At 61.4% G+C, this 24,581-nt stretch carries 23 protein-coding genes; 13 read left to right on the top strand and 10 right to left on the bottom strand.

Annotated features, from left to right (window positions below; all coding sequences use genetic code 11):
- Positions 1-2: 2 nt before the first annotated feature.
- Entirely contained in the window at positions 3-473 is a 471-nt protein-coding gene (gene tsaE / locus HBH25_RS07090) for a tRNA (adenosine(37)-N6)-threonylcarbamoyltransferase complex ATPase subunit type 1 TsaE (RefSeq protein WP_168082925.1), read from the bottom strand.
- Entirely contained in the window at positions 461-1,960 is a 1,500-nt protein-coding gene (locus HBH25_RS07095) for an NAD(P)H-hydrate dehydratase (RefSeq protein ID WP_168082927.1), read from the bottom strand. The genes tsaE and HBH25_RS07095 overlap by 13 nt, the downstream gene beginning before the upstream one ends.
- A 65-nt stretch (positions 1,961-2,025) precedes the next feature.
- Between HBH25_RS07095 and queG the strand changes: the two genes are divergently transcribed.
- A complete protein-coding gene (gene queG / locus HBH25_RS07100; RefSeq protein ID WP_168082929.1) occupies positions 2,026-3,099 on the top strand; it encodes a tRNA epoxyqueuosine(34) reductase QueG in 1,074 nt (357 codons plus the stop codon).
- Here the strand turns inward: queG and orn are convergent.
- Complete coding sequence (gene orn, locus HBH25_RS07105) at positions 3,089-3,631, bottom strand: oligoribonuclease (RefSeq protein WP_168082931.1); 543 nt, start codon at positions 3,629-3,631, stop codon at positions 3,089-3,091. The two genes, queG and orn, sit on opposite strands and share 11 nt — an antisense overlap.
- 114 nt (positions 3,632-3,745) lie before the next feature.
- On the opposite strand from orn, the gene rsgA reads away from it, so the two are divergent.
- Positions 3,746-4,777: a small ribosomal subunit biogenesis GTPase RsgA gene (gene rsgA, locus HBH25_RS07110; RefSeq protein ID WP_168082933.1), complete on the top strand. Its 1,032-nt coding sequence runs from the start codon at positions 3,746-3,748 to the stop codon at positions 4,775-4,777.
- A gap of 92 nt (positions 4,778-4,869) precedes the next feature.
- Here the strand turns inward: rsgA and motB are convergent, their stop codons facing one another.
- Positions 4,870-5,928: a flagellar motor protein MotB gene (gene motB / locus HBH25_RS07115; protein ID WP_168082935.1), complete on the bottom strand. Its 1,059-nt coding sequence runs from the start codon at positions 5,926-5,928 to the stop codon at positions 4,870-4,872.
- A gap of 3 nt (positions 5,929-5,931) precedes the next feature.
- Complete coding sequence (gene motA, locus HBH25_RS07120) at positions 5,932-6,783, bottom strand: flagellar motor stator protein MotA (protein ID WP_168082937.1); 852 nt, start codon at positions 6,781-6,783, stop codon at positions 5,932-5,934.
- Between the two features lie 132 nt (positions 6,784-6,915).
- Between motA and HBH25_RS07125 the strand changes: the two genes are divergently transcribed.
- The 10 genes from HBH25_RS07125 to HBH25_RS07170 all read left to right on the top strand — a co-directional run bounded on the left by HBH25_RS07125 (position 6,916) and on the right by HBH25_RS07170 (position 19,787).
- Positions 6,916-8,436 (top strand): HDOD domain-containing protein, encoded by a 1,521-nt coding sequence (locus HBH25_RS07125; RefSeq protein ID WP_168082939.1) that lies wholly within the window; start codon positions 6,916-6,918, stop codon positions 8,434-8,436.
- A 44-nt stretch (positions 8,437-8,480) separates the two neighbouring features.
- Positions 8,481-9,296: a rhodanese-like domain-containing protein gene (locus tag HBH25_RS07130; protein WP_168082941.1), complete on the top strand. Its 816-nt coding sequence runs from the start codon at positions 8,481-8,483 to the stop codon at positions 9,294-9,296.
- A 9-nt stretch (positions 9,297-9,305) separates the two neighbouring features.
- Positions 9,306-10,172: an archaetidylserine decarboxylase gene (gene asd / locus HBH25_RS07135; protein ID WP_168082943.1), complete on the top strand. Its 867-nt coding sequence runs from the start codon at positions 9,306-9,308 to the stop codon at positions 10,170-10,172.
- Positions 10,173-10,298: 126 nt separating this feature from the next.
- Positions 10,299-12,050: a molecular chaperone gene (locus HBH25_RS07140; protein ID WP_168082945.1), complete on the top strand. Its 1,752-nt coding sequence runs from the start codon at positions 10,299-10,301 to the stop codon at positions 12,048-12,050.
- Positions 12,051-12,240: 190 nt separating this feature from the next.
- Positions 12,241-12,936, top strand: a complete 696-nt coding sequence (locus HBH25_RS07145; protein ID WP_168082947.1) for an RraA family protein — start codon at positions 12,241-12,243, stop codon at positions 12,934-12,936.
- Between the two features lie 8 nt (positions 12,937-12,944).
- Positions 12,945-14,387 (top strand): TldD/PmbA family protein, encoded by a 1,443-nt coding sequence (locus HBH25_RS07150; protein WP_168083506.1) that lies wholly within the window; start codon positions 12,945-12,947, stop codon positions 14,385-14,387.
- A complete protein-coding gene (locus tag HBH25_RS07155; RefSeq protein WP_420708453.1) occupies positions 14,387-15,706 on the top strand; it encodes a metallopeptidase TldD-related protein in 1,320 nt (439 codons plus the stop codon). The genes HBH25_RS07150 and HBH25_RS07155 overlap by 1 nt, the downstream gene beginning before the upstream one ends.
- 42 nt (positions 15,707-15,748) lie before the next feature.
- A complete protein-coding gene (gene mdtD / locus HBH25_RS07160; protein WP_168082951.1) occupies positions 15,749-17,179 on the top strand; it encodes a multidrug transporter subunit MdtD in 1,431 nt (476 codons plus the stop codon).
- A gap of 56 nt (positions 17,180-17,235) precedes the next feature.
- A complete protein-coding gene (gene dbpA, locus HBH25_RS07165; RefSeq protein ID WP_168082953.1) occupies positions 17,236-18,615 on the top strand; it encodes an ATP-dependent RNA helicase DbpA in 1,380 nt (459 codons plus the stop codon).
- Between the two features lie 41 nt (positions 18,616-18,656).
- Positions 18,657-19,787 carry a BaiN/RdsA family NAD(P)/FAD-dependent oxidoreductase gene (locus tag HBH25_RS07170; RefSeq protein ID WP_168083507.1) on the top strand — a complete coding sequence of 377 codons (1,131 nt, stop codon included), beginning with the start codon at positions 18,657-18,659 and terminating at the stop codon, positions 19,785-19,787.
- 86 nt (positions 19,788-19,873) lie between these two features.
- Here the strand turns inward: HBH25_RS07170 and HBH25_RS07175 are convergent, their stop codons facing one another.
- The 3 genes from HBH25_RS07175 to HBH25_RS07185 all read right to left on the bottom strand — a co-directional run bounded on the left by HBH25_RS07175 (position 19,874) and on the right by HBH25_RS07185 (position 22,300).
- A complete protein-coding gene (locus HBH25_RS07175) occupies positions 19,874-20,572 on the bottom strand; it encodes an aspartate/glutamate racemase family protein (RefSeq protein ID WP_168082955.1) in 699 nt (232 codons plus the stop codon).
- Positions 20,572-21,342 carry a ParA family protein gene (locus HBH25_RS07180; protein WP_168082957.1) on the bottom strand — a complete coding sequence of 257 codons (771 nt, stop codon included), beginning with the start codon at positions 21,340-21,342 and terminating at the stop codon, positions 20,572-20,574. The genes HBH25_RS07175 and HBH25_RS07180 overlap by 1 nt, the downstream gene beginning before the upstream one ends.
- A 70-nt stretch (positions 21,343-21,412) precedes the next feature.
- A complete protein-coding gene (locus tag HBH25_RS07185; protein ID WP_168082959.1) occupies positions 21,413-22,300 on the bottom strand; it encodes a LysR family transcriptional regulator in 888 nt (295 codons plus the stop codon).
- 99 nt (positions 22,301-22,399) lie between these two features.
- Here HBH25_RS07185 and HBH25_RS07190 point away from each other — a divergent pair, with 99 nt between their 5' ends.
- Positions 22,400-23,665, top strand: coding sequence for an MFS transporter (locus tag HBH25_RS07190; RefSeq protein WP_420708443.1), 1,266 nt, complete (start codon positions 22,400-22,402; stop codon positions 23,663-23,665).
- Positions 23,666-23,690: 25 nt separating this feature from the next.
- On the opposite strand, the gene HBH25_RS07195 is transcribed toward HBH25_RS07190, so the two are convergent.
- Positions 23,691-24,080: a NirD/YgiW/YdeI family stress tolerance protein gene (locus HBH25_RS07195; protein WP_168082963.1), complete on the bottom strand. Its 390-nt coding sequence runs from the start codon at positions 24,078-24,080 to the stop codon at positions 23,691-23,693.
- Positions 24,081-24,140: 60 nt separating this feature from the next.
- Positions 24,141-24,560, bottom strand: a complete 420-nt coding sequence (gene gspM / locus HBH25_RS07200) for a type II secretion system protein GspM (RefSeq protein WP_168082965.1) — start codon at positions 24,558-24,560, stop codon at positions 24,141-24,143.
- Between the last annotated feature and the right edge of the window lie 21 nt (positions 24,561-24,581).

Consider the following 24,581-nt stretch of genomic DNA (forward strand, 5'->3'; position numbering starts at 1 on the left):
CTTCATTGAATAACCGGCGCAAGTGCGCCCAACCACGTTTCACCCAACGAACTGCTGGCGTGCAATTCGAGACGGCGCCCTTGTTCTTGGGCGCTTATGGTAATGGTCAGGTCTGGCTTTGGCAAAACGCCCTCGCCCTTGCCTGGCCACTCCACGAGGCACAGTGCATGGCCGTCGAAGTAATCACGGACACCCATGAACTCCAGCTCTTCGGGGTCTGCCAAACGGTAGAGGTCGAAGTGATAAAGGGCTACATCGCCTAGCTCGTAAGGCTCGACCAAGGTAAAGGTGGGGCTTTTGACAGCGCCCATGTGCCCGAAACCGCGAACGATGCCCCGTGACAAGGTGGTTTTGCCCGCCCCCAGGTCCCCTTCCATGAATACGGTGCCTTTACCGCTGGAAACTGCGGCGAGCCTGGCACCCAGGGCAGTCATGGCCGCTTCGTCTGGCATGAATAGCGTCAGGCTTTGCATGGCGCAAGTTCCTCTATCAACTGACGAATGGTGGGGATCAGGTCGACTGCGGCCAACCCTCGCCCTTGTGCACCTTGCAACTCACCGGCCCTGGCATGCAGCCACACGCCCAGGCAGGCCGCCTCGAACGGCGCTAGGTGTTGAGCTAACAATGCGCCGATCACCCCCGACAGCACATCGCCCAGCCCACCTGTGGCCATGGCCGGGTGCCCATGATTGCACAGGGCCAGCCTACCGTCAGGCGCCGCGACCAGGCTGCCGGCCCCCTTGAGCACACAGGTAGCACGGTATCGGCCGGCCAAAGCGCGCACCGCCGAGGGCCGGTCCTTCTGCACCTGCTCGGTGTCGATACCGAGCAGGCGCGCCGCTTCCCCAGGGTGCGGAGTGATGACAGACCCTTCCGGCAGGCGCACGATGCCTTTTGCCAACAGGTTCAGCGCGTCGGCATCCCACACTTGAGGCACCTGCCGCGTCGCCGCTACAGAAACCAGGCTGCGCGCCCAGGCCGCTGTGCCAAGGCCGGGGCCTACCACCAGGACCGATGCGGCCTCCACCAGCGGGCGGAGCTGGTTGGCAGATGCCACGCTGGCCGTCATGACCTCGGGCAACCGGGTCAGCGCCGGCGCCACGTGAGCCTGCCGAGTGGCCAGGGACACCATGCCCGCCCCGCTGCGCAGGGCAGCCTCTGCCGCCATGATGGCCGCACCACCGGTGCCTTGTTCACCACCGACCACCAGCACGCGACCGAATTGGCCCTTGTGTGCCGTAGCCCGGCGCGGTGCTGGCAGGCTCAGGTTACCCGGCCTTAATAATTGCGCCTCGGCCTGAATACCGTGGGCTAGAGCAAGGTCGGTGTGCAGTGGGTCGAATACCAGTCGGCCCACCAGTGCAGGGGCCTCACCCGTCAGCAGGCCCAGCTTGAGGCCGATGAAGGTCACGGTCATATCGGCGCGCACGGCGCTACCCATTACATGCCCGGTGCTAGCGTTCAGCCCGGAAGGTATATCCACCGCCAGTACGCTCAGGCCACTGGCATTGATTGCTTCAATGGCCTGCTGATAAACACCTTGAACGTCGCGTGCCAGGCCTGTGCCGAACAGGGCATCCACCACCACGCCTTTCAGGGGTGCGCCTGGGGCCCATGGCTGTATGTTCACGCCGTCGCTGCAGGCCTCGGCATAGGCCTTCGCCGCGTCATCCGCCAGGGCAGTGGTGTCGGCCAGGGTGTACACCGTCACCTGCCACCCGGCGCGCTGCGCCAATGCAGCGACCAGGTAGCCGTCAGCACCATTGTTGCCAGCGCCTGCCAGCACCGTCAGCGCCCTGGCCTGCGGCCACTGCAGGCGTAACGCTCGCCAGCATGCCTTGGCGGCACGCTGCATCAGGTCGAAGCCGGGCGTACCGGCTGCGATCACGCGCGCGTCCAGGTCGCGAACTTGCTGCGCGGAGTACAGTACGTCGGGTAAAGCGGTATCTTCCTGTGCCATCGTTCAACCATAAGCCTGGATGTCTGGCAGAATTATACGCACCCAAGCTTCGGTTTCCCCTTTTCATGTCCGCCGCCGTCATCGACCTCACTGCCCTGGCCTCCTCCATCAAGGACTGGGGGCGCGAACTCGGCTTCCAGCAAGTCGGCATCAGCGGCCTGGCGCTCGGTGAGCACGAGCAGCACCTGCAACGCTGGCTGGACGCCGGCTATCACGGTGAAATGGACTACATGGGTGCCCACGGCAGCAAGCGGTGGCGGCCCGATGAGCTGGTGCCTGGCACCTTGCGTGTGGTATCGGTACGCATGGATTACCTGCCCGGTGACACACGCATGGCCGAACGCCTGGCAGACCCAAACGCTGCTTACATTTCACGCTACGCGCTGGGCCGGGATTACCACAAGCTCGTGCGCAAACGCCTGCAGCAGCTAGCCGAGCGTATCACTGCCGTGATTGGTGCCTTTGGCTACCGGGCGTTTGTGGACAGCGCACCCGTGCTGGAAAAAGCCATCGCCGAACAGGCCGGCCTGGGTTGGATTGGCAAGAACACGCTGGTGCTGAACCGTAAGGCCGGTAGCTATTTCTTTCTGGGCGAGCTGTTCGTCGACCTGCCCCTGCCCACCGACCCGCCACAGGCCTCCGAGCACTGTGGCAAATGCACCGCATGCCTGGACATCTGCCCCACACAGGCCTTTGTGGGCCCCTATCAGTTGGATGCCCGGCGCTGCATTTCCTACCTCACGATCGAGTACAAAGGCTCGATTCCTGAAGACCTGCGCCCTCTGATCGGCAACCGCGTATTCGGGTGCGACGACTGCCAGTTGGTATGCCCCTGGAACCGCTTCGCCCGGCCCACAGCCGAGCGCGATTTCAGCCCACGTCACGGCTTGGACAATGCGGAACTGGCCGCCTTGTTTCGCTGGGATGAGCAGGAGTTTCTGGCGCAGACCGAAGGCTCACCCCTGCGCCGTGCAGGCTACGAGCGCTGGTTACGTAACCTGGCAGTGGGCCTGGGCAATGCGCCAACTACCATTGCAGCGGTCGAGGCACTCAATGCCCGCCGCGACCACCCCTCGGCGCTCGTTCGCGAGCATGTAGAGTGGGCCTTGGGCCGCCACGGGCAGTGCATCACGCCTTGATGAAATGCTTGCGATAGTGCTGCAACTCGGCAATGGAGTCGCGGATGTCGTCCAGTGCCAGGTGGCTGCCGCCTTTTTTAAGGCTGTCGCGCACTTCCGGCGCCCATAAGCCCGCCAGAATCTTGAGCGTGGAAACGTCCAGGTTGCGGTAATGGAAGTAGCCCTCCAGCGCCGACATGTGGCGGTACAGGAAACGGCGGTCCTGGCAGATGCTGTTGCCACAGATCGGCGACTTGCCCTTAGGTACCCACTGCTCTAGAAACGCGATAGTCTGGGCTTCGGCTTCGGCCATGGACACCTGGCTTTCACGCACCCGCTGGGTAAGGCCCGAGCCACCGTGCTGACGCGTGTTCCACTCGTCCATGCGTGCCAGTACTTCATCGCTGTGGTGGATGGCAATCACTGGCCCTTCAGCCAGGGTATTGAGTTCACTGTCTGTAACGATCGTCGCCATTTCGATGATGACGTCGGTGTCCGGATCCAGGCCGGTCATTTCCAGGTCGATCCAGATCAGGTTGGTGGGGTTCAGCATTGCACTCTCCTCGACAAGACTGGGAAGTGTAGCGCACCGGGGCATGCTAGACTCATGGCTCGCTCCATCCCCGTCGTCTGCGCGCCCCTGTCGGTGCTTTTTTCCAGGAATCCCATGGCCAAACGCCAACTCAACCGTCGCCAGGCCTGGCGTATCGACAAGATCCAGAACGAGCGCGCCGAACGCGTCGCCAAACGTGAGTCACACGCCGTAGAAGTGCTTGAAGGCGGCGATCTGGGCCCGGAAGAGACCGGCCTGATCATTGCCCACTACGGGGTTCAGGTTGAAGTGGAAGCCCAGCAAGGCGAGCGGGCAGGCGAGGTGTTCCGTTGCCACCTGCGGGCCAACCTGCCGGCCATGGTTACGGGGGACCGAGTGGTATGGCGCGCCGGCAACCAAGGCATTGGCGTTATCGTGGCGCAGTTGCCACGCAGCACGGAGCTGTGCCGCCCCGACCACCGCGGGCAACTCAAACCCGTCGCAGCAAACGTCGACCTTATCGTGATTGTGTTCGCACCCGCGCCTGAGCCTCAGGCCAACTTGATCGACCGTTATCTGGTGGCAGCGGAGCACTCGGGCATCCGGCCCCTGCTGCTGCTGAACAAGGCTGACCTGATCAACGCCGACAACGAGGGCAGGCTTAACGACCTTTTAGAGGCGTACCGGCAGTTGGGCTACCCGCTGCTGGAGGTGTCCGCCCATGAGGGTGATGGCATGGAGCAGCTAAAGGCGCGGCTTAAGGGGCACACCAGCGTATTCGTGGGCCAGTCCGGTGTGGGCAAGTCGTCGCTGGTGAATCAGCTGTTGCCTGAGGCCCAGGCTCGGGTGGGCGCGCTATCGGAGTGGTCCGGCCAGGGCCAGCACACCACCACCACGGCCAAGCTGTTCCATTTCCCTCAAGGGGGCGACCTGATCGACTCACCGGGCATCCGGGAGTTCGGCCTGGCCCATGTCAGCCGTGAGGATGTGGAAGCAGGCTTTATCGAGTTCGACGGCCTGCTCGGCCACTGCCGCTTCCGCGACTGCAAGCACGACCGCGAGCCGGGTTGCGCCCTGTTGATGGCCTTGGAAGAGGGCCGTATTCACCCTCAACGCATGCACAGCTATCGCTCGATCATTGCCAGCCTGGCACAAGAACGCTACTGAGCCGGTTCACTGTGTGAGACCGGGCGAAGCTGCAGGCTTAAACCGGGAACTGAGCCCACACCCTCTGCCCTCAGGCCTCCCCTTGCGCCCGGCTACAATTGCCGGGCCGAGGGTGCCGGTGCCTGCATCTGCAAGGCGCCGTTGTCAAAGATGTTCACCTTCTCTCGCAGGTCCCTAGGCTGGACCGTAGGGATCTGTCCGCTGGCAGCACTGGGCACTGCTGGCGCAGGTGCTGTGGGCGGTGCAGCGGCGCCAGGTGCCGCCGGTGTAGCAGGCGCCGTGGCTGGCGGGCTATCCGGCTGCTCTCCCTCGATATCACGCTGGGCCTTCTTGTTCAGCACGATGATGTCGATACGGCGGTTTACCGGGTTCAGCGGGTTCTTGCGATCAAAGAGCGAAGACGAACCGTAGCCCACCACACGTGCAATCTGTGATTCAGGGTAACTGCCTGCCACCAGCGTGCGCCGGGCAGCGTTTGCACGGTTGGCCGACAGCTCCCAGTTGCCGAAGTCTGCACTGGCCGCATAGGGCTTGGCGTCGGTATGGCCGCTGATGCTGACCTTGTTAGGCACTTCCTTGATGGTATCGGCCATCGCTAGTAGAATGTCTTCGAAATAGGGTTTGAGCCGGGCACTGCCCAAGTCGAACATGGGGCGGTTCTCAGCATCCATGATCTGGATGCGCAGGCCGTCCTGCGTGATCTCGAACAGAATCTGGTCCTTGAATTTCTGCAATTGCGGGTTCTCGTCCACCTTGTTCTGCAATTCCTGCAGCAGCAGCTCCAAGCGATCCTTTTCCACCTTCTCAGCAATGTTTTCAGCCTGGTCCGGGTCCACCGAGCTTTCCGCTTCAGGTTTTGGCGGAGTGTCCTTGGTTTCCGGGTTCAGCGTATGGTCAGGCGCCAGCTGGGGCGACCCACCCAGGTCGATCACGTAAGGTGAGCCGCTTTCAGTGAAGCCGATCGGGTCCTTGAAATAGCCCGCGATAGCAAGCTTCTGCTCCGGGGTGGCTTCAGACAACAGCCACAGCACCAGAAAGAAGGCCATCATCGCGGTTGCGAAGTCGGCAAAGGCAATTTTCCAGGCACCCCCGTGGTGCCCTCCGCCGAAGCGCTTTACGCGCTTGACGATGATCGGCTGATTGTTCTCCATGGCTTAGCGACCGCGAACCGCTTGTTCGAGCTCGGCAAAGCTCGGACGGTGGGCGGGGTACAGCACCTTGCGGCCGAATTCCACTGCCAGGGTAGGCGGCATGCCGGAGGCAGAGGCTACCAGGCACGCCTTGATGGCTTCGAACACGTTCATTTCTTCCTTGGCGTCATGGGCCAGGCTCGTCGACAAGGGCCCGAAGAAACCATAGGCCGCCAGAATACCGAAGAACGTACCGACCAAGGCCGCACCCACGTGACCGCCAATGGCTGCCTTGTCGCCATCACCCAGGGAAGCCATGGTGACCACGATACCCAGTACAGCCGCCACGATACCGAAACCTGGCAAGCCATCGGCAATGCCCTGCACGGCATGGGAAGGGTGCTCCAACTCTTCCTTCATGCTCAGCAGTTCCATGTCGAACAGGCCCTCCAGCTCATGGGGCGCCATGTTGCCCGAGGACATGATGCGCAGGTAATCGCAGATAAACGCGGTCATACGAGCATCGTTCAGCACGGCCGGGTATTTGGCGAAAATCGGGCTGGCGGCGGCATCTTCGATGTCGCTTTCGATGGCCATCATGCCTTCACGGCGGCTTTTATTGAGGATCTCGTACACCAGGCCCAGCACTTCCAAGTAGAAGGCGTGGGTAAACCGGCTCTTGAACATCTTCAACGATTTCTTGAGCACGTGCATGGTCGCCGACCCTGGGTTGGCCTGAAGGAAGGCCCCCAAGCATGCCCCGCCGATGATCATGACCTCGAAAGGCTGGATCAGGGCCGCGATTTTTCCGTGGGAAAGGACGTACCCGCCGAGAACGCTCGCGAATACGACGATAATGCCGATAATTTTAGCCATAGGTCAGGAACACTTCGCAAACGTGGGACAACTGGCGCAAGGCCGTTTCAATCTCTGCTTCTACCTATCGGCAGAACTGCGCCAGACTATAGTTACGTTTTCTTAAACACACGTACGCGAGCGCCACCTCCTATGTCAGCCGTTCGGCAGCAGAGCCTTGAAACCTGGGTTAAATCACTGGGTAACGTTCGCATTCCGGTCCCTCGTGCCAGCCATGAGCGCGTATGCGCTGTACTCAACGATAGCCGCAGTTCGCTGCGAGACATCGCAGAATGCATGCAGGGCAGCCCGGCCCTGGTACTCAACGTTATCCGCGAAGCCAACCTGCAGGCCAGCAATACCCTGGTGGAGCCAGCCGAGAGCCTGGAAATCGCCCTCAACCGCCTGGGCTTGCAGCGCACCGGCGAGTTGCTGGCACGCGTGCCAGCCATGGCACCTGAAGACATCCCGCTGCCCCTGCGCCAACTCCAGCTGATCAGCCAGCACGCTACCCAGCAAGCCAGCGGCTTTTTTGCCGCCCGCCTGGCGCGACTGTGGCAGGAAATACACTGGGGCAGCCTGTTGTTTCTGGCACCGCTATGGCCTTTGGCGATGACCGAACCCAAGCTGTTCGAGGAGTGGGACCTGCGCGTGCTGCACAAGGGTGAAAACCCGGGCCGCGTGGAGCACGAGCTGTTTGGCATACGGGTGTTGGACCTGTGCAAGGCATTGGCAGACTACTGGGGGCTCCCTGCCTGGGTGCGCCAGGGCTACCGCGCCCTTACCCTGGAGCGGCGCTCACTCACCAAGGCCATGTTGATCGCCCGTAACCAGGACGCCCCCTTGGCCCAGCAGCATAAGCTGGACAGCGACCCAGAGCTTTACCGCTGGCTCAACCAACCCGCCACCACCGTGTTGCTGGCCAACGGCATGGCCCTGGCTTGCGAGCAGGGCTGGGGTACGCCCCATGTGCTGCGCTGGCAACAGCTACTGGCGCTGTATACGCAGGCACCGTTAGAGCAGGTGCAGCAGCAGGCACATGTACAGGCGGTGCAGAGTGCCCATAGCCACGCCGGCCCTGGGCTCTGGCACCCGGCCATGGCCCTGGTCTGGCCGCTGCATGAACGTCGCGTGCACCCTGGCCTGTTGCCAGTGGCCGGGCCGAGCCAGGAGGCCTTGGCGCTGTGGCGCCAGCATTGTCTGACCCTGCGCCAGGCGCCCAGCCCTTTCAATAACGCCATGCACCTGATGGGGGTAGCCATGCAGGCGCTGGAAGCCTGCGGCATGCGCCGTGTGGCCCTGCTGATGGTAGACAAGGCCCAGGCCAACCTGCGCGTTCACCTGATTGCCGGGCTCCCAAAGGCAGCCGTGGACCTGAGCATGCCTTTGAGCCATGCCCCTCTTCTGCAGCGCCTGGTGGAGCGCCCCGGCCAATTGCGGCTTACCCCTGAAAACAACGCATCGTTGTCCCGGCTTGTGCCTGCCAGCCTACGGGTCATGTTTCGCGGCGAGCACCTGCTGCTGCGCTCAATTGCCAGCCAGGATCGCGTGTTGATGCTGGTGCTAGCCGACCAAGGTGGGCAACCCATGGCCGAAACCAGCGTTCAGGCGTTTGGCAAAACAGCTCAATGTATCGAGCACGCCTTGACGGTGTTCAGTAGCCGCAGCCGCTAAGGGTTGCGCTACAATCTGGCCTCTTACCCACCAAGGATTCCTGTATGGCTGACTTCTCTGACCTGGGGCTGATCATCGAACCCTCAGACCTGGCAGCCCGCCTGAATGCGCCCGGCCTGATCGTGGTCGACCTTACCAGCCAGGCGCGTTACGCCGCCGGGCATGTTCCAGGTGCCCGGTTCGTTGCGCCCTCCCGCACCCAATTGGGCACCGCGCCAGCGCCGGGGCTCCTGCCAAGCCTGGCCAGCCTCAATGCACTGTTTGGCGAGCTTGGCCATAACCCGCAGGCCACGTATGTGGTGTACGACGACGAAGGCGGTGGCTGGGCGGGCCGGTTCATCTGGCTACTGGACGTCATCGGCCACAGCCGCTATCACTACCTGGATGGTGGCCTGCTGGCCTGGGAGGCCGAAGGCTATCCCCTCAGCACTGAAGTGCCTGCGCCGCTGTCTACACCTGTAAACCTGGCTGTCGACGACGGCCCAACGGCCACGCTCGATTATTTGCGCAGCCGCCTGGGCGCTTCGGACTTGGTGATCTGGGACGCTCGTGGCCCTCTGGAGTTTTCCGGGAAAAAGGTTGTGGCTGCGCGCGGTGGCCATGTGCCCGGCGCCGTGAACTTCGAATGGACCGCCGGCATGGACCCTACCCGTCACCTGCGCATTCGCAAGGACCTTCCTCAGGTGCTGGAAGCGCTCGGCATCACGCCGGACAAGGAAATCATTACACATTGCCAGACCCACCATCGGTCAGGCTTTACCTATCTGGCCGCCAAGGCACTCGGTTACCCGCGAGTCAAAGCCTATGCCGGCTCCTGGGGTGAATGGGGCAATAACCCTGACACCCCTATCGACCTTTAAGGGCACTTCATGAAAGATCGGCTGTTTATCATTTCCCAGTACCTGCTGCCCCACCACCTGTTGTCCCGGCTGGCAGGCTGCCTGGCAGAATCACGCGCACGCTGGGTGAAGAACACGTTCACCAACTGGTTTGTGCGGCGGTTCAATGTGGACATGAGCGAAGCACTGGTCGAAGACCAGAATGCCTATGAGCATTTCAACGCCTTCTTCACCCGGGCCCTCAAGCCCGATGCCCGCCCGCTGGACCCTACCCCTGGTGCCATTCTTTCACCCGCTGACGGCGCCATCAGCCAGATGGGCCCCATCGAACACGGCCGCATCTTCCAGGCAAAAGGGCACAGCTTCAGCGTGCTGGAGCTGCTCGGCGGCGACCCTGCGCACGCTGCTGCCTTCATGGGCGGCAGCTTTTCCACTGTTTACCTGTCACCACGGGACTACCACCGCGTGCACATGCCACTGGCAGGCACCCTGCGGGAGATGATCTACGTTCCGGGCCGAATTTTCTCGGTGAACCAGACAACCGCCGAGAACGTACCTGAACTGTTCGCACGCAACGAGCGCGTGGTGTGCCTGTTCGATACCGAACGCGGCCCCATGGCCATGGTACTGGTGGGTGCCATGATCGTCGCTTCCATCGAGACGGTCTGGGCCGGGTTGGTAACGCCCCCCAAGCGCACCTTGAAAAGCTGGCGCTACGACGAAGCGGCCCGTGGCCCTATTCACCTGGAAAAAGGGGCTGAAATGGGCCGGTTCAAGCTGGGTTCCACGGTGATCATGCTGTTCGGGCCAGACCAAGTGACCTGGGGGCATCATCTGGCCGCAGTGTCACCCGTACGCATGGGCCAGTCGCTGGGGATGCCTACTGTTACGCCGTGATGTGCCTTGCAGCGAGTGCGGCCTTATCGGGATGCTGTTAGAGTTCAATGAACGAAGGTCCGCCAAAGGCCATGCGTGTTCGGGCCAATGCCGTACCTACCTCGGACGATGATCAGGAACCAGCGGATGCTTCGCCCCAATGCCCATCTGTCGCTTCGTGCGCCCACTCCCACGCAGAACACCTTGTCGTTCTGCGAGGCGAACCCGCGCGACCTCAAGCGATGGATCTCGCAGTTGCCCAAGGCCAATATTGGGGAAACGGCGCGGCTGCTGTACCAGGGGCTTACCGAACTCAACCAGCTGGTAACACCCAGTGAAAACCGGCTACAGCTGCTCGAATTGCTGCGCCCGGAGGTGTATTACGTCTGCAAGCAGCTGGAGCGGCACTTCCTCAACCAGGCCATTGTGCTGGACGAGCGCGCACGCAAGGTCGTCAACTTGTGCCAAGCGCTGCAGAACCACCTCGCTGTGGGCTACAAGATCATCGTGATACGCCTGGCGTCGGCGGGTCGTGAACAGTCGACGGCCTTGGCCATTTCGCTACAACGGGCCGCCCATTGCCTTTATGGCCCCTTGGTGCGGGCAGCGTTGCTGTATTGCCCTGTACCAGAACGGCTATGGCTGGACCTGCATCATCTGTACCTTACCGCTTGCGAACATAAGGTGCAGCACACCTCAGTAGCAGACAACCTTGCTCATCATGTGAAGGCCCTCACGCCGGAGCAAACCTATGTAGCGGCGCTGTTGCTAGGCAGCTCTCGCTGCAACCAGATGCGGCAAACGGCGATCATGCGCTTGGCCGAAATGCTCGAAGGCTGGAGCCAGTATGCTCGCATGCAGCCCGCACTGGCCGTCAGCAGCCTGTTCGCCATTGCCCCTACAATCGATGGGCCACCTCGCTACAAGGCTTTGTTCGAGCCGACTGAACTGCCTGACCTGCTAGGGCTGGATACCTCAGTACTGGCACACTACATCTCCGAGTTCCTTACGCTGCCCGAAGAGCAGCGCCCGCAGGCACGCCTGGCGGTGCCGCCTGGTTTCAGCAGTGATGTACTGCAGCATGTGGCAGCGGCCTGGGGCGACGTGGCCGAGCGCACGTTCCAACGCACGCCGGGCCAAGGCCATCTCACTGTGTGCATCGGCATGAGTGCCATGCATTACTACCTGGGCGGCGAGCGCACCTTTGGTGAACAGTTGGGGCTGCCCGGCAGCACCACCTCCGCTCAGTTCAATGCGCTAGGCAAGCAGGGTGTCTGGGGCCCCGTAATAGAGGTGCCGGCAGTCGAAGAGATCGAGTACATGCCCGAACGCGCCCATCAGCAAGGGCAACCTCCTGAGTTCCCCACTTATGGGCTGCAGATCGTCAACCACAGCCCAGGCGGTTACTGCCTGGCATGGCGCAAGGAAGTGCCCTCTCAACTGCAGGCAGGCGAGCTGGTAGGCATTCAGGATACCCCTTCCCAAGGTTGGAGCGTGGCCGTGGTTAGGTGGATTCGCCAGGTACGTGACGGCGGTACACAGATGGGCATCGAATTGATCGCTCCCCATGCGCAGCCGTGTGGTCTGCAACTGGTACGAGGGGATGACCCGCACAGCGAGTACCTGCGCGGGCTGGTACTGCCGGAAATCCGTGCCATCGATATTCCCGCTACGTTGCTGGCCCCTCGCTTGCCGTTCCAGGAAGGCCACAAGGTCGTGCTCAATACTAACGGAAGCGAGCATAGGGCCAGCCTGCTGAAGCGCCTTTCCAGCACGGGCAGCTTCAATCAGTTCGAGTACCGCTTTGCCGAACAGGCACCACAGGCCCCTGCCAAACCCGCCAGCCTGGACGTAGCCGCGCGCGACGAAGATTTCGATTCCCTCTGGCGAGACCTGTAGCCCTTGCGATCTCGCGCCGACAAGCGGCCTGCACCCTTCAAAGGCTAAACGATTCAGCCCCAGTTAAGCCATTGGCCAGCCACTGCTTGCGGTGTACCGGACACCGGGCCTAAGCTTGCTCACCCAAGAGAAAAGTTCCCCGCCCTGCTGGCATCGGCCGGCGTCGAGGTTTCACCGAGGCTTTATCCCTATGTTTGATGTCGTATCTTCCAGCAAATGGCCCGCTGGCTACATGATCAATCCCAACGTCGAGCCGCTTGATCCGCGGTGGCTGACAGAATTCAGCAAGATCCCCGCCGCTGCAGTAAGCGACTGCCTGGGCCGTAATGTTGGTGGCCTGGGCCTCAAGGCGTTTCATGGCAACAAGCCTATGCTGGGCAGCGCACTGACCGTGCGGGTTCGCCCGGGCGACAACCTGATGATCCTCAAGGCCATGCAGATGGCTCGCCCAGGCGACGTGCTGGTCATCGACGGCAGCGCGGACCTGACCCGCGCCGTGTTCGGCGGCATCATGCGCGCCATGGCCCTGAAGGCAGGCATTGCCGGCGTCGTCATCAACGGCGCACTGCGTGACGTAGACGAATGGCAGACCGGCGAGCTGCCTGTGTACGCTATCGGCGCAGTACACCGTGGCCCTAGCACTGATGGCGGCGGCGAAATCAACGTACCCATCTCCTGCGCCGGCATGCTGGTAATGCCAGGTGACCTCATGATCGGTGACGGCGACGGCGTAGTCGCTGCGGCACGTGCTGAATTGCCGGAACTGGTTCAACGCTGCAACGACCTGCTGGCCCGTGAGCGCGCTACCTTGGAAGGCATTGCCAATGGCACCCTGGACCCGAAGCGTTTCGATGCGATCCTGCGTGCCAAAGGTTGCCCCATCTGAGCGGCCCACTGTTTGCCCAAACTGCTACCCTGCGCGAGCGCTTTAAAGCCTTGCGCACTGGGGCAGATGCTTTTTCGCTGCGCCATGTGCGCCAGGCCGACCAGTACCTGTGCGTGCGCCGCGGCGTTGCCGAGCCGCCCCGCCTGGTGCTGGATGAAGGCGCAATGCTGGTAGCGCGGGTAGGGGGCAACGAGGCGTATGCCGCCACCAGCGACCTGTCACAGGCGGGCCTGCAACAGGCACTGAACCGTGCCGAAACCTTGGCACGGCAGCTTGGCCCCCATGGGTTGATCGACCAGGCCCCTTTGGCCATGACCCAGGCTCGCCAGGATTACCTCGCGCCTGGCGTGGAACAGCCGTTCGCTGCGCTTAGCGATTGCGTGGCGCTGCTACAGGCTGAAGCGGCTCGGGTTCCGGCTGACGCTCGCTTTGCCAATTGGGAAACCACACTGGGTATCAGCGACGTCCAGCACCTGTATTTCAACAGCGCCGGTGGCGAACTGCGCCAGGCGTTTCGCTTTGTGTACCCCGGTGTGAGTGTAACGGCCGCCAATAGCACGGACAGCCAGACCCGCACCCTGGGCCGCGAGAACTTTGGCCAACAGGGTAGCCTGGAAGTCCTTGAACGCCTTGGCCTGGCCGGTAGCGCCGAACAGGTAGCCGACGAAGCGTTGCAGTTGCTGCTGGCGCCCAATACCCCTGAGGGCGCTCGCGACCTTTTGCTGATGCCAGACCAGATGGCCCTGCAGATTCATGAATCCATCGGCCACCCGCTGGAGATGGACCGCATTCTGGGCGATGAACGCAACTATGCAGGTACCAGCTTTGTTCGCCTGGAAGACTTTGGCAGCCTGCGCTATGGCTCACCGCTGTTGAACGTCACCTTTGACCCTACCCTGCCGGAAGAGCTGGCCAGCTATGGCTTTGATGATGACGGCACTTCAGCCAGCAAAACGTGGCTAATCCGCGACGGTATCCTGCAGCGCCCGCTGGGTAGTGCCTTGTCGGCGCTACGCAGCGGGTTGCCGGGTGTGGCCAATAGCCGAGCTTCCAGCTGGAACCGTGCGCCCATCGACCGCATGGCCAACCTCAACATCGAGCCAGGGCAGCAATCGCTACAAACACTGATCGCTTCAGTAGAGCGCGGCATTCTCATGCGCACCAATCGGTCCTGGTCCATTGACGATGCCCGCAACAAATTCCAGTTCGGTTGCCAGTGGGGCCAGTTGATTGAAAACGGCCAACTGGGCGCCGTGGTGAAAAACCCCAATTACCGAGGCATTTCCGCCAGTTTCTGGCGCAGCCTCACAGGCGTAGGCGACCGCGACAGCCTTGGCGTGCTGGGTACACCCTACTGTGGCAAGGGCGAACCCAACCAGATAATCCGGGTAGGCCATGCGTCACCGCCCTGCCTGTTCGGGAACATTGACGTATTTGGTGGGCAGGAATGATGCGCGCGGCCCAGTTCGAGCAGCTGGCCCAGGCAGCGATAGAGACCCTGCGCCCTGGTGAGCACCTGAACGTTTCGCTGGCGGCTGAAACGTCAGACTTCGTACGCTTCAACCATGCCCAGGTACGCCAGGCGGGGCAGGTCAAACAGGCCATGCTCACGCTGGCCTTGAACGATGGCGTTCGCCAGGCCAGCCTTCAGCTCACCCTGGCCGGCACCGCCCAAGACCTGGCCCAAGTGCAGGCCGGGGTTTCCCAACTACGACAGCTGTTGCCGCTGATTGCCCCAGACCCTTGGTTGGCACCCCATACAGCACCTTGGGAGGTACGCAACCTGGCCCCCGACAACAGGGCCGATACCCTAGCGGTAGTGAATCATGTCTGCGCTGCGGCGAAGGGGCTGGACTTGGTAGGTATCCTGGCCAACGGCCCGGTGAGCCGGGGCTTTGCCAACAGCGCCGGTGCGTTCGGTTGGCACGATGCTTACAGCCTGCACCTGGACTGGAGCCTGTTCCACGAAAACGGCCAGGCCGTCAAAACCAGTGTTGCCGGGCCTGTCTGGGACCCCGCTGCGTTCGACCGGCAGCTTGCGCGGGGCCGTGAGCAATTGAAGTACCTGGGGTTGCCTACTGTGGTTGTAAAGCCCGGTTGCCACCGTGCCTACCTGGCGCCTGCGGCCATGGGTGAACTGCTAGGCATGCTGGCCTGGGGCGGCTTTTCGGCACAGGCCCTTGCCAGCCAGGCCAGCCCTTTGCAAAAGCTCTACGCGAGGCAACTTAGCCTTAACCCCGCTGTGACCCTGCGTGAACAGGTCACTGGGTCATTAAGCCCCGCCTTCAGCTCCGAAGGCAGGCCACGCCACGATGTGCCTCTGATTACCGCAGGCCAGGCCAGCGGGCGCCTGGCCAATAGCCGCAGCGCCACCGAATACGGGTTGCCCTACAATGGGGCTGATGCAGGTGAAGCGCCAGTCGCGCTAGACATGGCTGCCGGGGTGCTGGCCCTGGCGGAGGTGCCGGCGGCCCTTGACCGCGGCCTGTACATCAACAACCTGTGGTACCTCAATTATTCGGACCTGCCTGCTGCACGCCTGACCGGGCTGACACGCTTTGCCACTTTCTGGGTAGAGGACGGTCAGATCGTAGGCCCGGTCGACACCATGCGCTTCGACGACAGCGTCTATGATCTGCTAGGGGACAAGCTGCTAGGGCTGACCCAGGAACGCGAACTGATCGTTTCCAGCGATACCTACGAACAACGCCACACCGATTCGAGCCGCCTGCCCGGCGCGCTGGTCAGCAGCCTGAAACTGACGCTCTAGCGCATACGGGGCTGAGCGTGGCCTTACCATCCGAGAGGTAATATGCCTACCCACGCTACGCTCGACCCCGCCACCGCCCGCTGGATTCCCTGGGTGGTGGCCATCGCCTTCTTCATGCAGTCGCTTGATGGCACCATCCTCAATACCGCCCTCCCCGCCATGGCTCGCGACTTGGCCGAAGACCCCTTGCGCATGCAGTCGGTGGTCATCGCCTACATGCTCACCGTTGCACTGCTGATACCGGCTTCGGGCTGGGTAGCGGACCGCTTTGGGATCAAGCGCGTGTTCATGACCGCCATCGGGATCTTCACGGTAGGTTCTTTGCTGTGCGCAGTGTCCTTTACCCTGCCTATGCTGGTGACTGCGCGCATTCTCCAAGGCCTGGGCGGTGCGTTGCTGCTGCCGGTAGGCCGGTTGGTGGTATTGCGGGCCTACCCGCGTTCGGAGCTGGTGCGCATCCTCAGCTTTATCACGGTGCCAGGCCTGCTGGGGCCATTGATCGGCCCTACCATGGGCGGCTGGATGGTGGAGTACCTGACCTGGCACTGGATCTTCCTGATCAACCTGCCCGTGGGCATTCTGGGCTGCTGGGCAGTGCACAAGCTGCTGCCAGAGCTGCCAGGCGGTGAACGCACCCGCTTCGATGGGCTCGGCTTTGGCCTGTTCGGCGCGGCGATGGTGCTGATCACCATCGCCATGGAAGGGCTGGGTGAGCTGCACCTGCCCCACCTGCGGGTCATGCTGCTGCTGTTCGCCGGCATGGCGTGCCTGGCGGCGTACTGGCTGCGTGCGGTACATGTAGACGCGCCTTTATTCGCTGCCAGCCTGTTCCGCACCCGCAGCTTTGCCGTGGGCATTCTGGGCAACCTCTTTGCTCGGTTGGGCTCGGGCGCCTTGCCGTTTCTGGTGCCGCTGCTGCTACAAGTGGGTATGGGCTATTCACCTTCTCTGGCCGGCATGAGCATGATCCCATTGGCTGCCGCAGCCATGGTGGCCAAGCCCTTGGCGGGCCGGCTAATCGGGCGCTTTGGATACCGCAAGGTACTCACCACCAATACCGTAGCCTTGGGCGTGATGCTGGCCAGCCTGGGGCTGGTGGATGCTCAAACGCCCTACACGTTGCTTATGATTCACCTGGCAGTGCTGGGGGCCATCAACTCCATGCAGTTCACGGCCATGAACACCGTTACCCTGATCGACCTTGGGGATCAGGAAGCCAGCAGCGGCAACAGCCTGTTGGCGGTGGTCGCCCAACTGTCCATGAGCCTGGGCGTAGCTTGTGCTGGCGCGCTACTGGGTGGCTTTGAGTCATCGGTGGTGAGCGAAGAAGGGGTTGAGAGCATCTTGGGGGCGTTCCACTGGACCTTCCTCACCATTGGCCTGATGGCCATGTTTGCGGCCACCATTTTCGTGCAGCTGTCCCCGGAAGTTGGGCGTCGCGCAGTTCGTCCGCCACCCGGCCCGGATGCATAGGGAGAACGGCCATAGGCTGCTAGACTGCGCAACATTTTTTTGTGCAGGACCGCTCCATGACCGCCACCGCCTTCGAAACCTTGCCCCTGTCACCTGCGATGCTCACTAACCTGGCATCGCTGGGCTACACGCAAATGACACCGATCCAGGCCCAGAGCCTGCCGGCCATTCTCGAGGGTGCCGACCTGATCGCCCAAGCCAGTACCGGCAGCGGTAAAACCGCCGCCTTTGGTATCGGGCTGCTGAACCCCATCAACCCACGCTACTTTGGTTGCCAGGCCCTGGTGCTGTGCCCTACCCGCGAACTGGCCGACCAAGTGGCCAAGGAAATCCGCCGCCTGGCCCGCAGCGAAGACAACATCAAGGTGTTGACCCTGTGCGGTGGTACGCCCTTTGGCCCCCAGGTGGGCTCGCTGGAACACGGCGCACATATCATCGTAGGTACGCCAGGCCGGGTGCAGCAGCACTTGGACAAAGGCACACTGGTGCTCAGCGGCTTGAACACACTGGTGTTGGATGAAGCTGACCGCATGCTGGACATGGGGTTTGTGGATGCCATCTCGGCAATCATCGAGCAGACACCTAGCCGCCGTCAGACCCTGCTGTTTTCGGCCACTTACCCCAAGGGTATCGAGACCCTGGCAGCTCGCTTCATGCGTAACCCGCGCACGGTCAAGGTGGCCTCGTTGCACAGCAACGTGAAGATCGAGCAGCGCTTCTACGAAGTGGCGGCCGAGGACCGCTTGAGCGCCGTGCTCAAAGTGCTGGGGCATTTCAGGCCACAATCCTGCGTAGCGTTCTGCTTCACCCGCCAGCAGTGCCAAGACGTGACCGACCTGCTCACAAGTAAAGGCATCAGTGCCAGCGCGTTGCATGGCGATATGGAGCAGCGCGACCGGGACCAGGTACTGGCACTGTTTGCCAACCGCTCCACCAGCGTGATGGTGGCCACCGATGTCGCCGCACGGGGTATCGACATTGAGGGCCTGGACCTGGTGCTTAACGTGGAGCTGGCCCGGGACGCAGAAATCCATGTACACCGCATCGGCCGTACCGGCCGCGCAGGCGAGAGCGGTATTGCCGTGAGCCTGGTAGCCCCCGCCGAGGCCCATCGTGCACAGGCCATCGAAGCGCTTCAGCAGGCCCAGATCAGCTGGCGCCCACTTGAAGAGCTGAAACACCAGGGAGAGGGCCCGCTGATACCGCCTATGGTCACGCTGTGTATTGCTGGCGGACGCAAGGACAAAGTTAGGCCAGGTGACATTCTGGGCGCACTCACCGGCGACGCTGGCATCCCCGGCGCCCAGGTGGGCAAGATCGCGATCTTCGACCACCAAGCCTTTGTGGCGGTTGAGCGTGGCGTGGCCAAGCAGGCGCTGTCTCGCCTCAATAATGGCAAGATCAAAGGCCGCTCCCTACGAGTACGCCAGCTGTGACACCAGACGTTATCGTAATCGGTGCAGGTGCAGCGGGGCTGATGTGCGCGGCCACGGCAGCAGCGCGTGGGCGCTCTGTACTGGTGATTGACCATGCTAACAAGGCCGGCAAGAAGATTCTCATGTCGGGCGGTGGGCGCTGCAATTTCACCAATATGTACACAGAGCCTGGGAATTTTCTGTCCCAGAACCCCCATTTCTGCAAATCCGCGTTGGCCCGGTACACCCAGTGGGACTTCATTGACTTGGTGGCAAGCTATGGCGTGCCCTATCACGAAAAGAAACTGGGGCAGCTGTTCTGCGACAACAAGGCCAGCGACATCCTTGGCCTGCTACTGGCCGAATGCAAACGCACAGGCGCCGAAGTGCGGCTCAATACCAGTGTTCAAGAGGTCAAGGCCGTTGAAGGGGGCTACCGTGTGCTCACCAGCGGCGGTGCGCTGGCATGTACGTCGCTGGTGATCGCCACCGGCGGCTTGTCCATCCCCACCCTGGGCGCTACAGGTTTCGGCTATCAATTGGCGCGGCAGTTTGGCCATACCGTATTGCCCACACGTGCCGGGCTAGTGCCCTTCACCATCACCGATCAGCTCAAGGCCCTGTGCACCGAGCTGTCAGGCACATCGGTGGACTGCATCGCCAGTTGCAACGGCCACAGCTTCCGCGAGAACCTGCTGTTCACCCACCGGGGCCTGAGCGGCCCGGCAATGCTTCAGGTGTCGTCGTTCTGGGCAGCCGGAGACAAGGTTACGCTCAACCTGCTACCTGATCATGACGCGCTGAGTTGGCTCCAGGCCGCCCAGGCCGAACGCCCCAACGCTGAGCTCCGCACCCTGCTGGGCGACTTGTTCACACGCAAGATGGCCCAGTTGCTGTGCGACACCTGGTTCGAATCCCGCCCTCTGAAACAGTACACGCCCGCGCAATTGCAGGCCGTGGCCGATCAACTGGGTCATTGGGAACTGGTGCCGGCCGGTACGGAAGGCTACCGCACGGCAGAAGTCACACTGGGCGGTGTGGATACGCGTGAGGTGTCTTCAAAAACCATGGAATCCATGAAAAGCCCAGGCTTGTATTTCATCGGGGAGGTGCTGGATGTGACCGGCCACTTGGGCGGCTTCAACTTCCAGTGGGCGTGGGCGTCTGGGTATGCGGCGGGTGGGGTGTGTTGAAACCTGCTTATCACTGTTAGTACTGACCTGTAGGCGCCAGGCTTTGATTGCCCATGAGCGTGAGCGTTTACCCTGCTACGCCCTGATCAGTCCTGACTCATCATCCATGCCAGCCCCATCCGCACATGCGCCGCCGTGCTATCAACCAATGGCAGGCGCGTATCCTGATCACCGACCAGCAAGCCGATTTCAGTACAGCCAAGGATCGCTACCTCCGCCCCCTCGGCATGCAGCCGTTCAAGGCACTTTAGGTAAAAGGTCTTGGATTGGGGGAGGGTTTGCCCACAACACAGCTCGGAGAAAATGACCCGGTCGATTTCGTCCATTTCGGCATCGGTTGGTAATAGCACTCGCTGACCAAAGCGCTCAAACAACCGCTCTCGATAAAATGGCTCGCGCATGGTGAACCGGGTACCGATCAAGGCAACTGTATTGATGCCTTGGCTCTGCAACTCGGCACCTACAGCATCGCCTATATGCAACAAGGGAATGTTGACTGCGCTTTCAATGAGCTCAGCGATTTTGTGCATGGTGTTTGTCGCCAGCAGCAGTGCCGTGACACCTGCCCGCTCTAGACCTTGAGCGACATCGGCGAGCAGAGAACCTGCAGCCTCCCATTCACCGGCCTTCTGCATAGCGGCGACTTGGGCAAAATCTACGGAATGCACAATTAGTGGCGCCGAATGCAAACCGCCCAGACGGTCCCGTACACCTTCGTTAAGCAACCGGTAGTAGGTGGCGGTCGATTCCCAGCTCATTCCGCCCATTAGGCCAAGCGTTCTCATTAGTGCCCCTCCAACAGGTCATGCAAGGCTACGAACTGCTGCGTCAGCTTGTGCCGCGGGTCGAAATAGATCAGGGGCTGGTTTGCCTCGTGGGATTCGCGCATGCGCACCGAGGCGTTGAGGTAGGCCGGTAATACGGGCAAGCCTACCGCGATCAACGCGTCCAGCATTTTCTGGGGCAGGGCTGCACGCGGCTGGAACTGGTTGACCACAATGCCTTCAATGGTGAGGGCTTCGTTGTGCTCATCTCGTAGTTCGCGGATCTCGTCCATCAGCCCATATAGGGCCTGGCGAGAAAAACTGTCGCAGTCAAAGGGCACCAGTACACGGTCGGAAGCGATCAGGGCGGAAACGGCATAGAAATTCAGCGCGGGCGGTGTGTCGATGTAAATGCGCTCGTAGTCTTCATCCAGCGAGTCAAGCAGCTTGCGCAGCTTATTGATCTTGAATTTGGCCTCAAGCTTGGGCTGAAGGTCCGCCAATTCGGCCGTGGCGGTGATCAGGTGAAGGTTGTCAAAAGGCGTCTGGTAGATATCCACTGCGTTCTTTTTGCCGAACGCGCCTGAGGCCAGCGTGTTACGGAAGAACGCCGCGATCCCGGCAGGCACCTCATCACCTGCCAGCCCAGTCAGGTACTGTGTGGCGTTGGCCTGGGCATCAAGGTCGATCAACAGCGTTCGGTAACCGGCACTGGCACTGACTGCCGCCAGGTTGCAGGCGATGCTGGATTTGCCGACACCCCCTTTCTGATTGAATACCACACGCCGCATTGCACCTGCCTCCAGTCATTGACCTTGCTCAATGATATGTACCGTGAAAGCGGGGCAAATGCCACCTTGCTCAACGGTGGCCTAGCAAAAGTGCAGTGAAAGCCTCAGCCATGGCCGAGCCGGGTTCCGTGTGGCGTACCAGCCATACGGCGGACTCCGCTGCCGGATCGAGCAACGGCCGGTACGCCACACCATCGATGCGAATAGAGCGAAAGGACGCAGGCAATACCGACACGCCCAGCCCCGCCGATACGAGGCCGATGATCGTCATGGCTTCGCTGGCCTCTTGAGCGATGTGGGGGTTGAAGCCCGCTTCCCTGGCCAGGCTTAACAATTGGGCGTACAGCCCACTGCCATAGCTGCGCGGGAAGAACACAAAGGGCTCCTCGGCCAGCGCTGTCATGTACAACCCATCGCCTGGTGCTATTGCCAATGGATGGCCTGCATTCACCACGGCTACGAGGGGTTCGCGAAACAGCTCCACGGCGTGCAGGGCATCGGCCAGGGGCAAAGGGCGCATCAAACCAACGTCCACACGTTTTTCCAGCAATGCGTCGGCTACATCCTGGCTGCTCATCTCTTGCAAATGCAGGTGAACAGCTGGGTAAGCCTGGCGGAAGCCGCGGATGGCAGTCGAAATACTGGAGTTGAACGGGGCGGACGACGTGAACGCCACTTTCAACTCGCCCAGTTCACCTAGTTGAGCGCGACGCGCGACGTCAGCCGCTTTATCGACCTGTGTCAGCACCTGGCGTGCCTCATCCAGGAACAACCGCCCCGCTTCGCTCAAGGCCACGCGCCGGTTGGTACGATCAAACAGCCGTGTGCCCAGTTCTTGCTCCAAGGCTTGAATCTGCTGGCTCAGGGGTGGCTGGCTGATGCCAAGCAGCGCTGCAGCTCGTCCGAAGTGCAAGCATTCCGCTACGGCAATGAAATACCTAAGGTGACGCAACTCCATACTGATATCCGCAACCTATCAAACAGGTCGAATAATATATTGGAAGTCATGTTCTAGGGGCTATATGCTTTTTTCATTCAATACTAACGAAGGCATCCTGTGAAAACTGCCGTGGCCAAGCCCGTTTCTGCCGTAGCACCGTCCGGGGATGCTTCCATGGCATGCTGGACTGAAAAGGGCACACCGCTGTTCGTGCAAACAGTACTCGCCTTGTTCTGCGGGGGGTTCGCAACCTTCGCGCTGCTTTATTGCGTTCAGCCCATGATGCCGTTGCTGTCCCGCGAATTTTCGATCAATGCGGCGCAAAGCAGCCTGGTGCTCTCAGTGTCCACCGGCATGCTGGCCATAGGTTTGTTGATAACGGGTCCCCTGTCCGACCGTATGGGCCGCAAACCGGTCATGGTTGCCGCCTTGTTCAGCGCAGCGCTGTGTACCCTCGCCAGCGCCTTGATGCCTAGCTGGCCGGCCGTACTGCTGATGCGGGCTTTGCTGGGCTTATCGCTCAGCGGTGTCGCAGCGGTGGCCATGACTTACCTGAGTGAAGAAATCCACCCCGACCACATTGGCTTGGCCATGGGCTTGTATATCGGCGGCAATGCCATTGGGGGCATGTCGGGGCGGCTGATCCTGGGCGTGCTGATCGACTATGTGAGCTGGCACACCGCAACACTGGTGATAGGCGTATTGGCATTGATCGCCGCCATCGTATTCGTAAAGGTTTTACCGCCATCGCGTAATTTCACCAGCCGTGCGCTGAACCCGCGCAGCCTGCTTGATGGCTTTACCGTGCATTTCCGTGATGCAGGCTTGCCTTGGTTGTTCCTGGAAGCCTTTCTACTCATGGGTGGCTTCGTAACGCTGTTCAACTACATTGGCTATCGCTTGCTGGCCGACCCCTATGCGCTTAGCCAGGCGGTGGTGGGCCTGCTATCGGTGGTGTACCTGGCAGGCATCTACAGTTCAGCGCAAGTAGGGGCCTTGGCCGACAGGTTCGGCCGGCGGAATGTGTTCTGGGTTGCCATTGCTGTGATGCTGCTGGGGCTAGGCCTTACCCTGCTTCACCCCTTGGGCGCCATTCTTGCGGGCATGCTGGTGTTCACCTTTGGTTTCTTCGGCGCCCATTCGGTGGCCAGCAGCTGGATCGGCCGACGTGCGACCGTTGCCAAAGGGCAGGCGTCCTCGCTGTACCTGTTCAGCTATTACGCAGGGTCCAGCCTTGCCGGCACCCTGGGTGGTGTAGCGTGGCACTACGGCGGCTGGAACGGTATTGGCGTGTTTATTGGCATGCTGCTTGTGGTGGCCCTGGCGGTAGCGGTCAAGCTGGCCAGGCTGCCGGTGCTGGCAGGCAATAAAAAACCGGCCTGAGCCGGTTTTCTGAACACACTGCGGTTTATTTCAGTACCTGGATCACGTCAACGTCTACTTCTTGCTTGCCGTTATCCATGTCCACCTCACCGATAACGCGTACGCGCTGCTGGTCGGTAACATCCGACGGCCACTTGTCGTTGTCGATATCCAGCTGGATTGTGCCGGTAGCGTCCTTGAACTCATACCGGTTATCCCGGCCCTGAATAGCAAGCTTCTTGACGATATGGCCTTCCAGCACTGCCGGGGTATCATCCGGTGCAGCCGTCGCAGCTTTGGCGGTGTCGACTGCGGCCGCCGCTGTGGCCCCTGTATTGGCGGCCTGGCCACCCGGGCCTGTATAACCTGCAGCCTGGCTGTAACCGGCCATACCAAGCAGTGGCAGAACACAGATCGAAAGATAACGAAGTTTCATGCAAGTAGCCTCATCAGTGCTGGAATGAACAAAGCGTAACCCCGCGAGATGAATCCAAACTTAATCAGGCTGGGCCAGGCCAGACAGGGTTAACGTCAACTGCAATTGACCACCGCCCGCTGTCAGGTCCAGCTGTTCGAACGCTATGCGATAACGATCGACCGCTTCGAGCCATGGCCAAACGGTGCCAGCTGTACCCTGCACACTCAAATGAGCACGATTACCGGACACATCCAGGCGCTTGAACTGCACCCCGGCGTCCAACGCGGTTTGGTGAAGCTGCTGCGCCGTTAACGGGTTACCGCCAGCCTGGGCTGGGGAAATACCGGCAAGCTGGTGGGCCAGCGCCTTTTGCTCAGCCTGCTGGTCCAGTGCTGCTGCGTTGCGCCACTGCAGCGGAAGCCATACGCCTCGCCATGCCCCAGCAACGACCAATACCACGGCTGCCAGTATCAGCCCCCTGCGTTCGCGAACGGACAATCGAAGCCCCCACCCCGTCAG

Origin of the sequence: Pseudomonas quercus, assembly GCF_012033695.1 — a bacterium.
Taxonomy (GTDB): Bacteria; Pseudomonadota; Gammaproteobacteria; order Pseudomonadales; family Pseudomonadaceae; genus Aquipseudomonas; species Aquipseudomonas quercus.

Bases quoted from the DNA above. Each gene is read 5' to 3' on its own strand.
- tsaE (WP_168082925.1), bottom strand. From the start codon at position 473: ATGCAAAGCCTGACGCTATTCATGCCAGACGAAGCGGCCATGACTGCC.
- HBH25_RS07095 (WP_168082927.1), bottom strand. From the start codon at position 1,960: ATGGCACAGGAAGATACCGCTTTACCCGACGTACTGTACTCCGCGCAG.
- queG (WP_168082929.1), top strand. From the start codon at position 2,026: ATGTCCGCCGCCGTCATCGACCTCACTGCCCTGGCCTCCTCCATCAAG.
- orn (WP_168082931.1), bottom strand. From the start codon at position 3,631: ATGCTGAACCCCACCAACCTGATCTGGATCGACCTGGAAATGACCGGC.
- rsgA (WP_168082933.1), top strand. From the start codon at position 3,746: ATGGCCAAACGCCAACTCAACCGTCGCCAGGCCTGGCGTATCGACAAG.
- motB (WP_168082935.1), bottom strand. From the start codon at position 5,928: ATGGAGAACAATCAGCCGATCATCGTCAAGCGCGTAAAGCGCTTCGGC.
- motA (WP_168082937.1), bottom strand. From the start codon at position 6,783: ATGGCTAAAATTATCGGCATTATCGTCGTATTCGCGAGCGTTCTCGGC.
- HBH25_RS07125 (WP_168082939.1), top strand. From the start codon at position 6,916: ATGTCAGCCGTTCGGCAGCAGAGCCTTGAAACCTGGGTTAAATCACTG.
- HBH25_RS07130 (WP_168082941.1), top strand. From the start codon at position 8,481: ATGGCTGACTTCTCTGACCTGGGGCTGATCATCGAACCCTCAGACCTG.
- asd (WP_168082943.1), top strand. From the start codon at position 9,306: ATGAAAGATCGGCTGTTTATCATTTCCCAGTACCTGCTGCCCCACCAC.
- HBH25_RS07140 (WP_168082945.1), top strand. From the start codon at position 10,299: ATGCTTCGCCCCAATGCCCATCTGTCGCTTCGTGCGCCCACTCCCACG.
- HBH25_RS07145 (WP_168082947.1), top strand. From the start codon at position 12,241: ATGTTTGATGTCGTATCTTCCAGCAAATGGCCCGCTGGCTACATGATC.
- HBH25_RS07155 (WP_420708453.1), top strand. From the start codon at position 14,387: ATGCGCGCGGCCCAGTTCGAGCAGCTGGCCCAGGCAGCGATAGAGACC.
- mdtD (WP_168082951.1), top strand. From the start codon at position 15,749: ATGCCTACCCACGCTACGCTCGACCCCGCCACCGCCCGCTGGATTCCC.
- dbpA (WP_168082953.1), top strand. From the start codon at position 17,236: ATGACCGCCACCGCCTTCGAAACCTTGCCCCTGTCACCTGCGATGCTC.
- HBH25_RS07170 (WP_168083507.1), top strand. From the start codon at position 18,657: ATGTGCGCGGCCACGGCAGCAGCGCGTGGGCGCTCTGTACTGGTGATT.
- HBH25_RS07175 (WP_168082955.1), bottom strand. From the start codon at position 20,572: ATGAGAACGCTTGGCCTAATGGGCGGAATGAGCTGGGAATCGACCGCC.
- HBH25_RS07180 (WP_168082957.1), bottom strand. From the start codon at position 21,342: ATGCGGCGTGTGGTATTCAATCAGAAAGGGGGTGTCGGCAAATCCAGC.
- HBH25_RS07185 (WP_168082959.1), bottom strand. From the start codon at position 22,300: ATGGAGTTGCGTCACCTTAGGTATTTCATTGCCGTAGCGGAATGCTTG.
- HBH25_RS07195 (WP_168082963.1), bottom strand. From the start codon at position 24,080: ATGAAACTTCGTTATCTTTCGATCTGTGTTCTGCCACTGCTTGGTATG.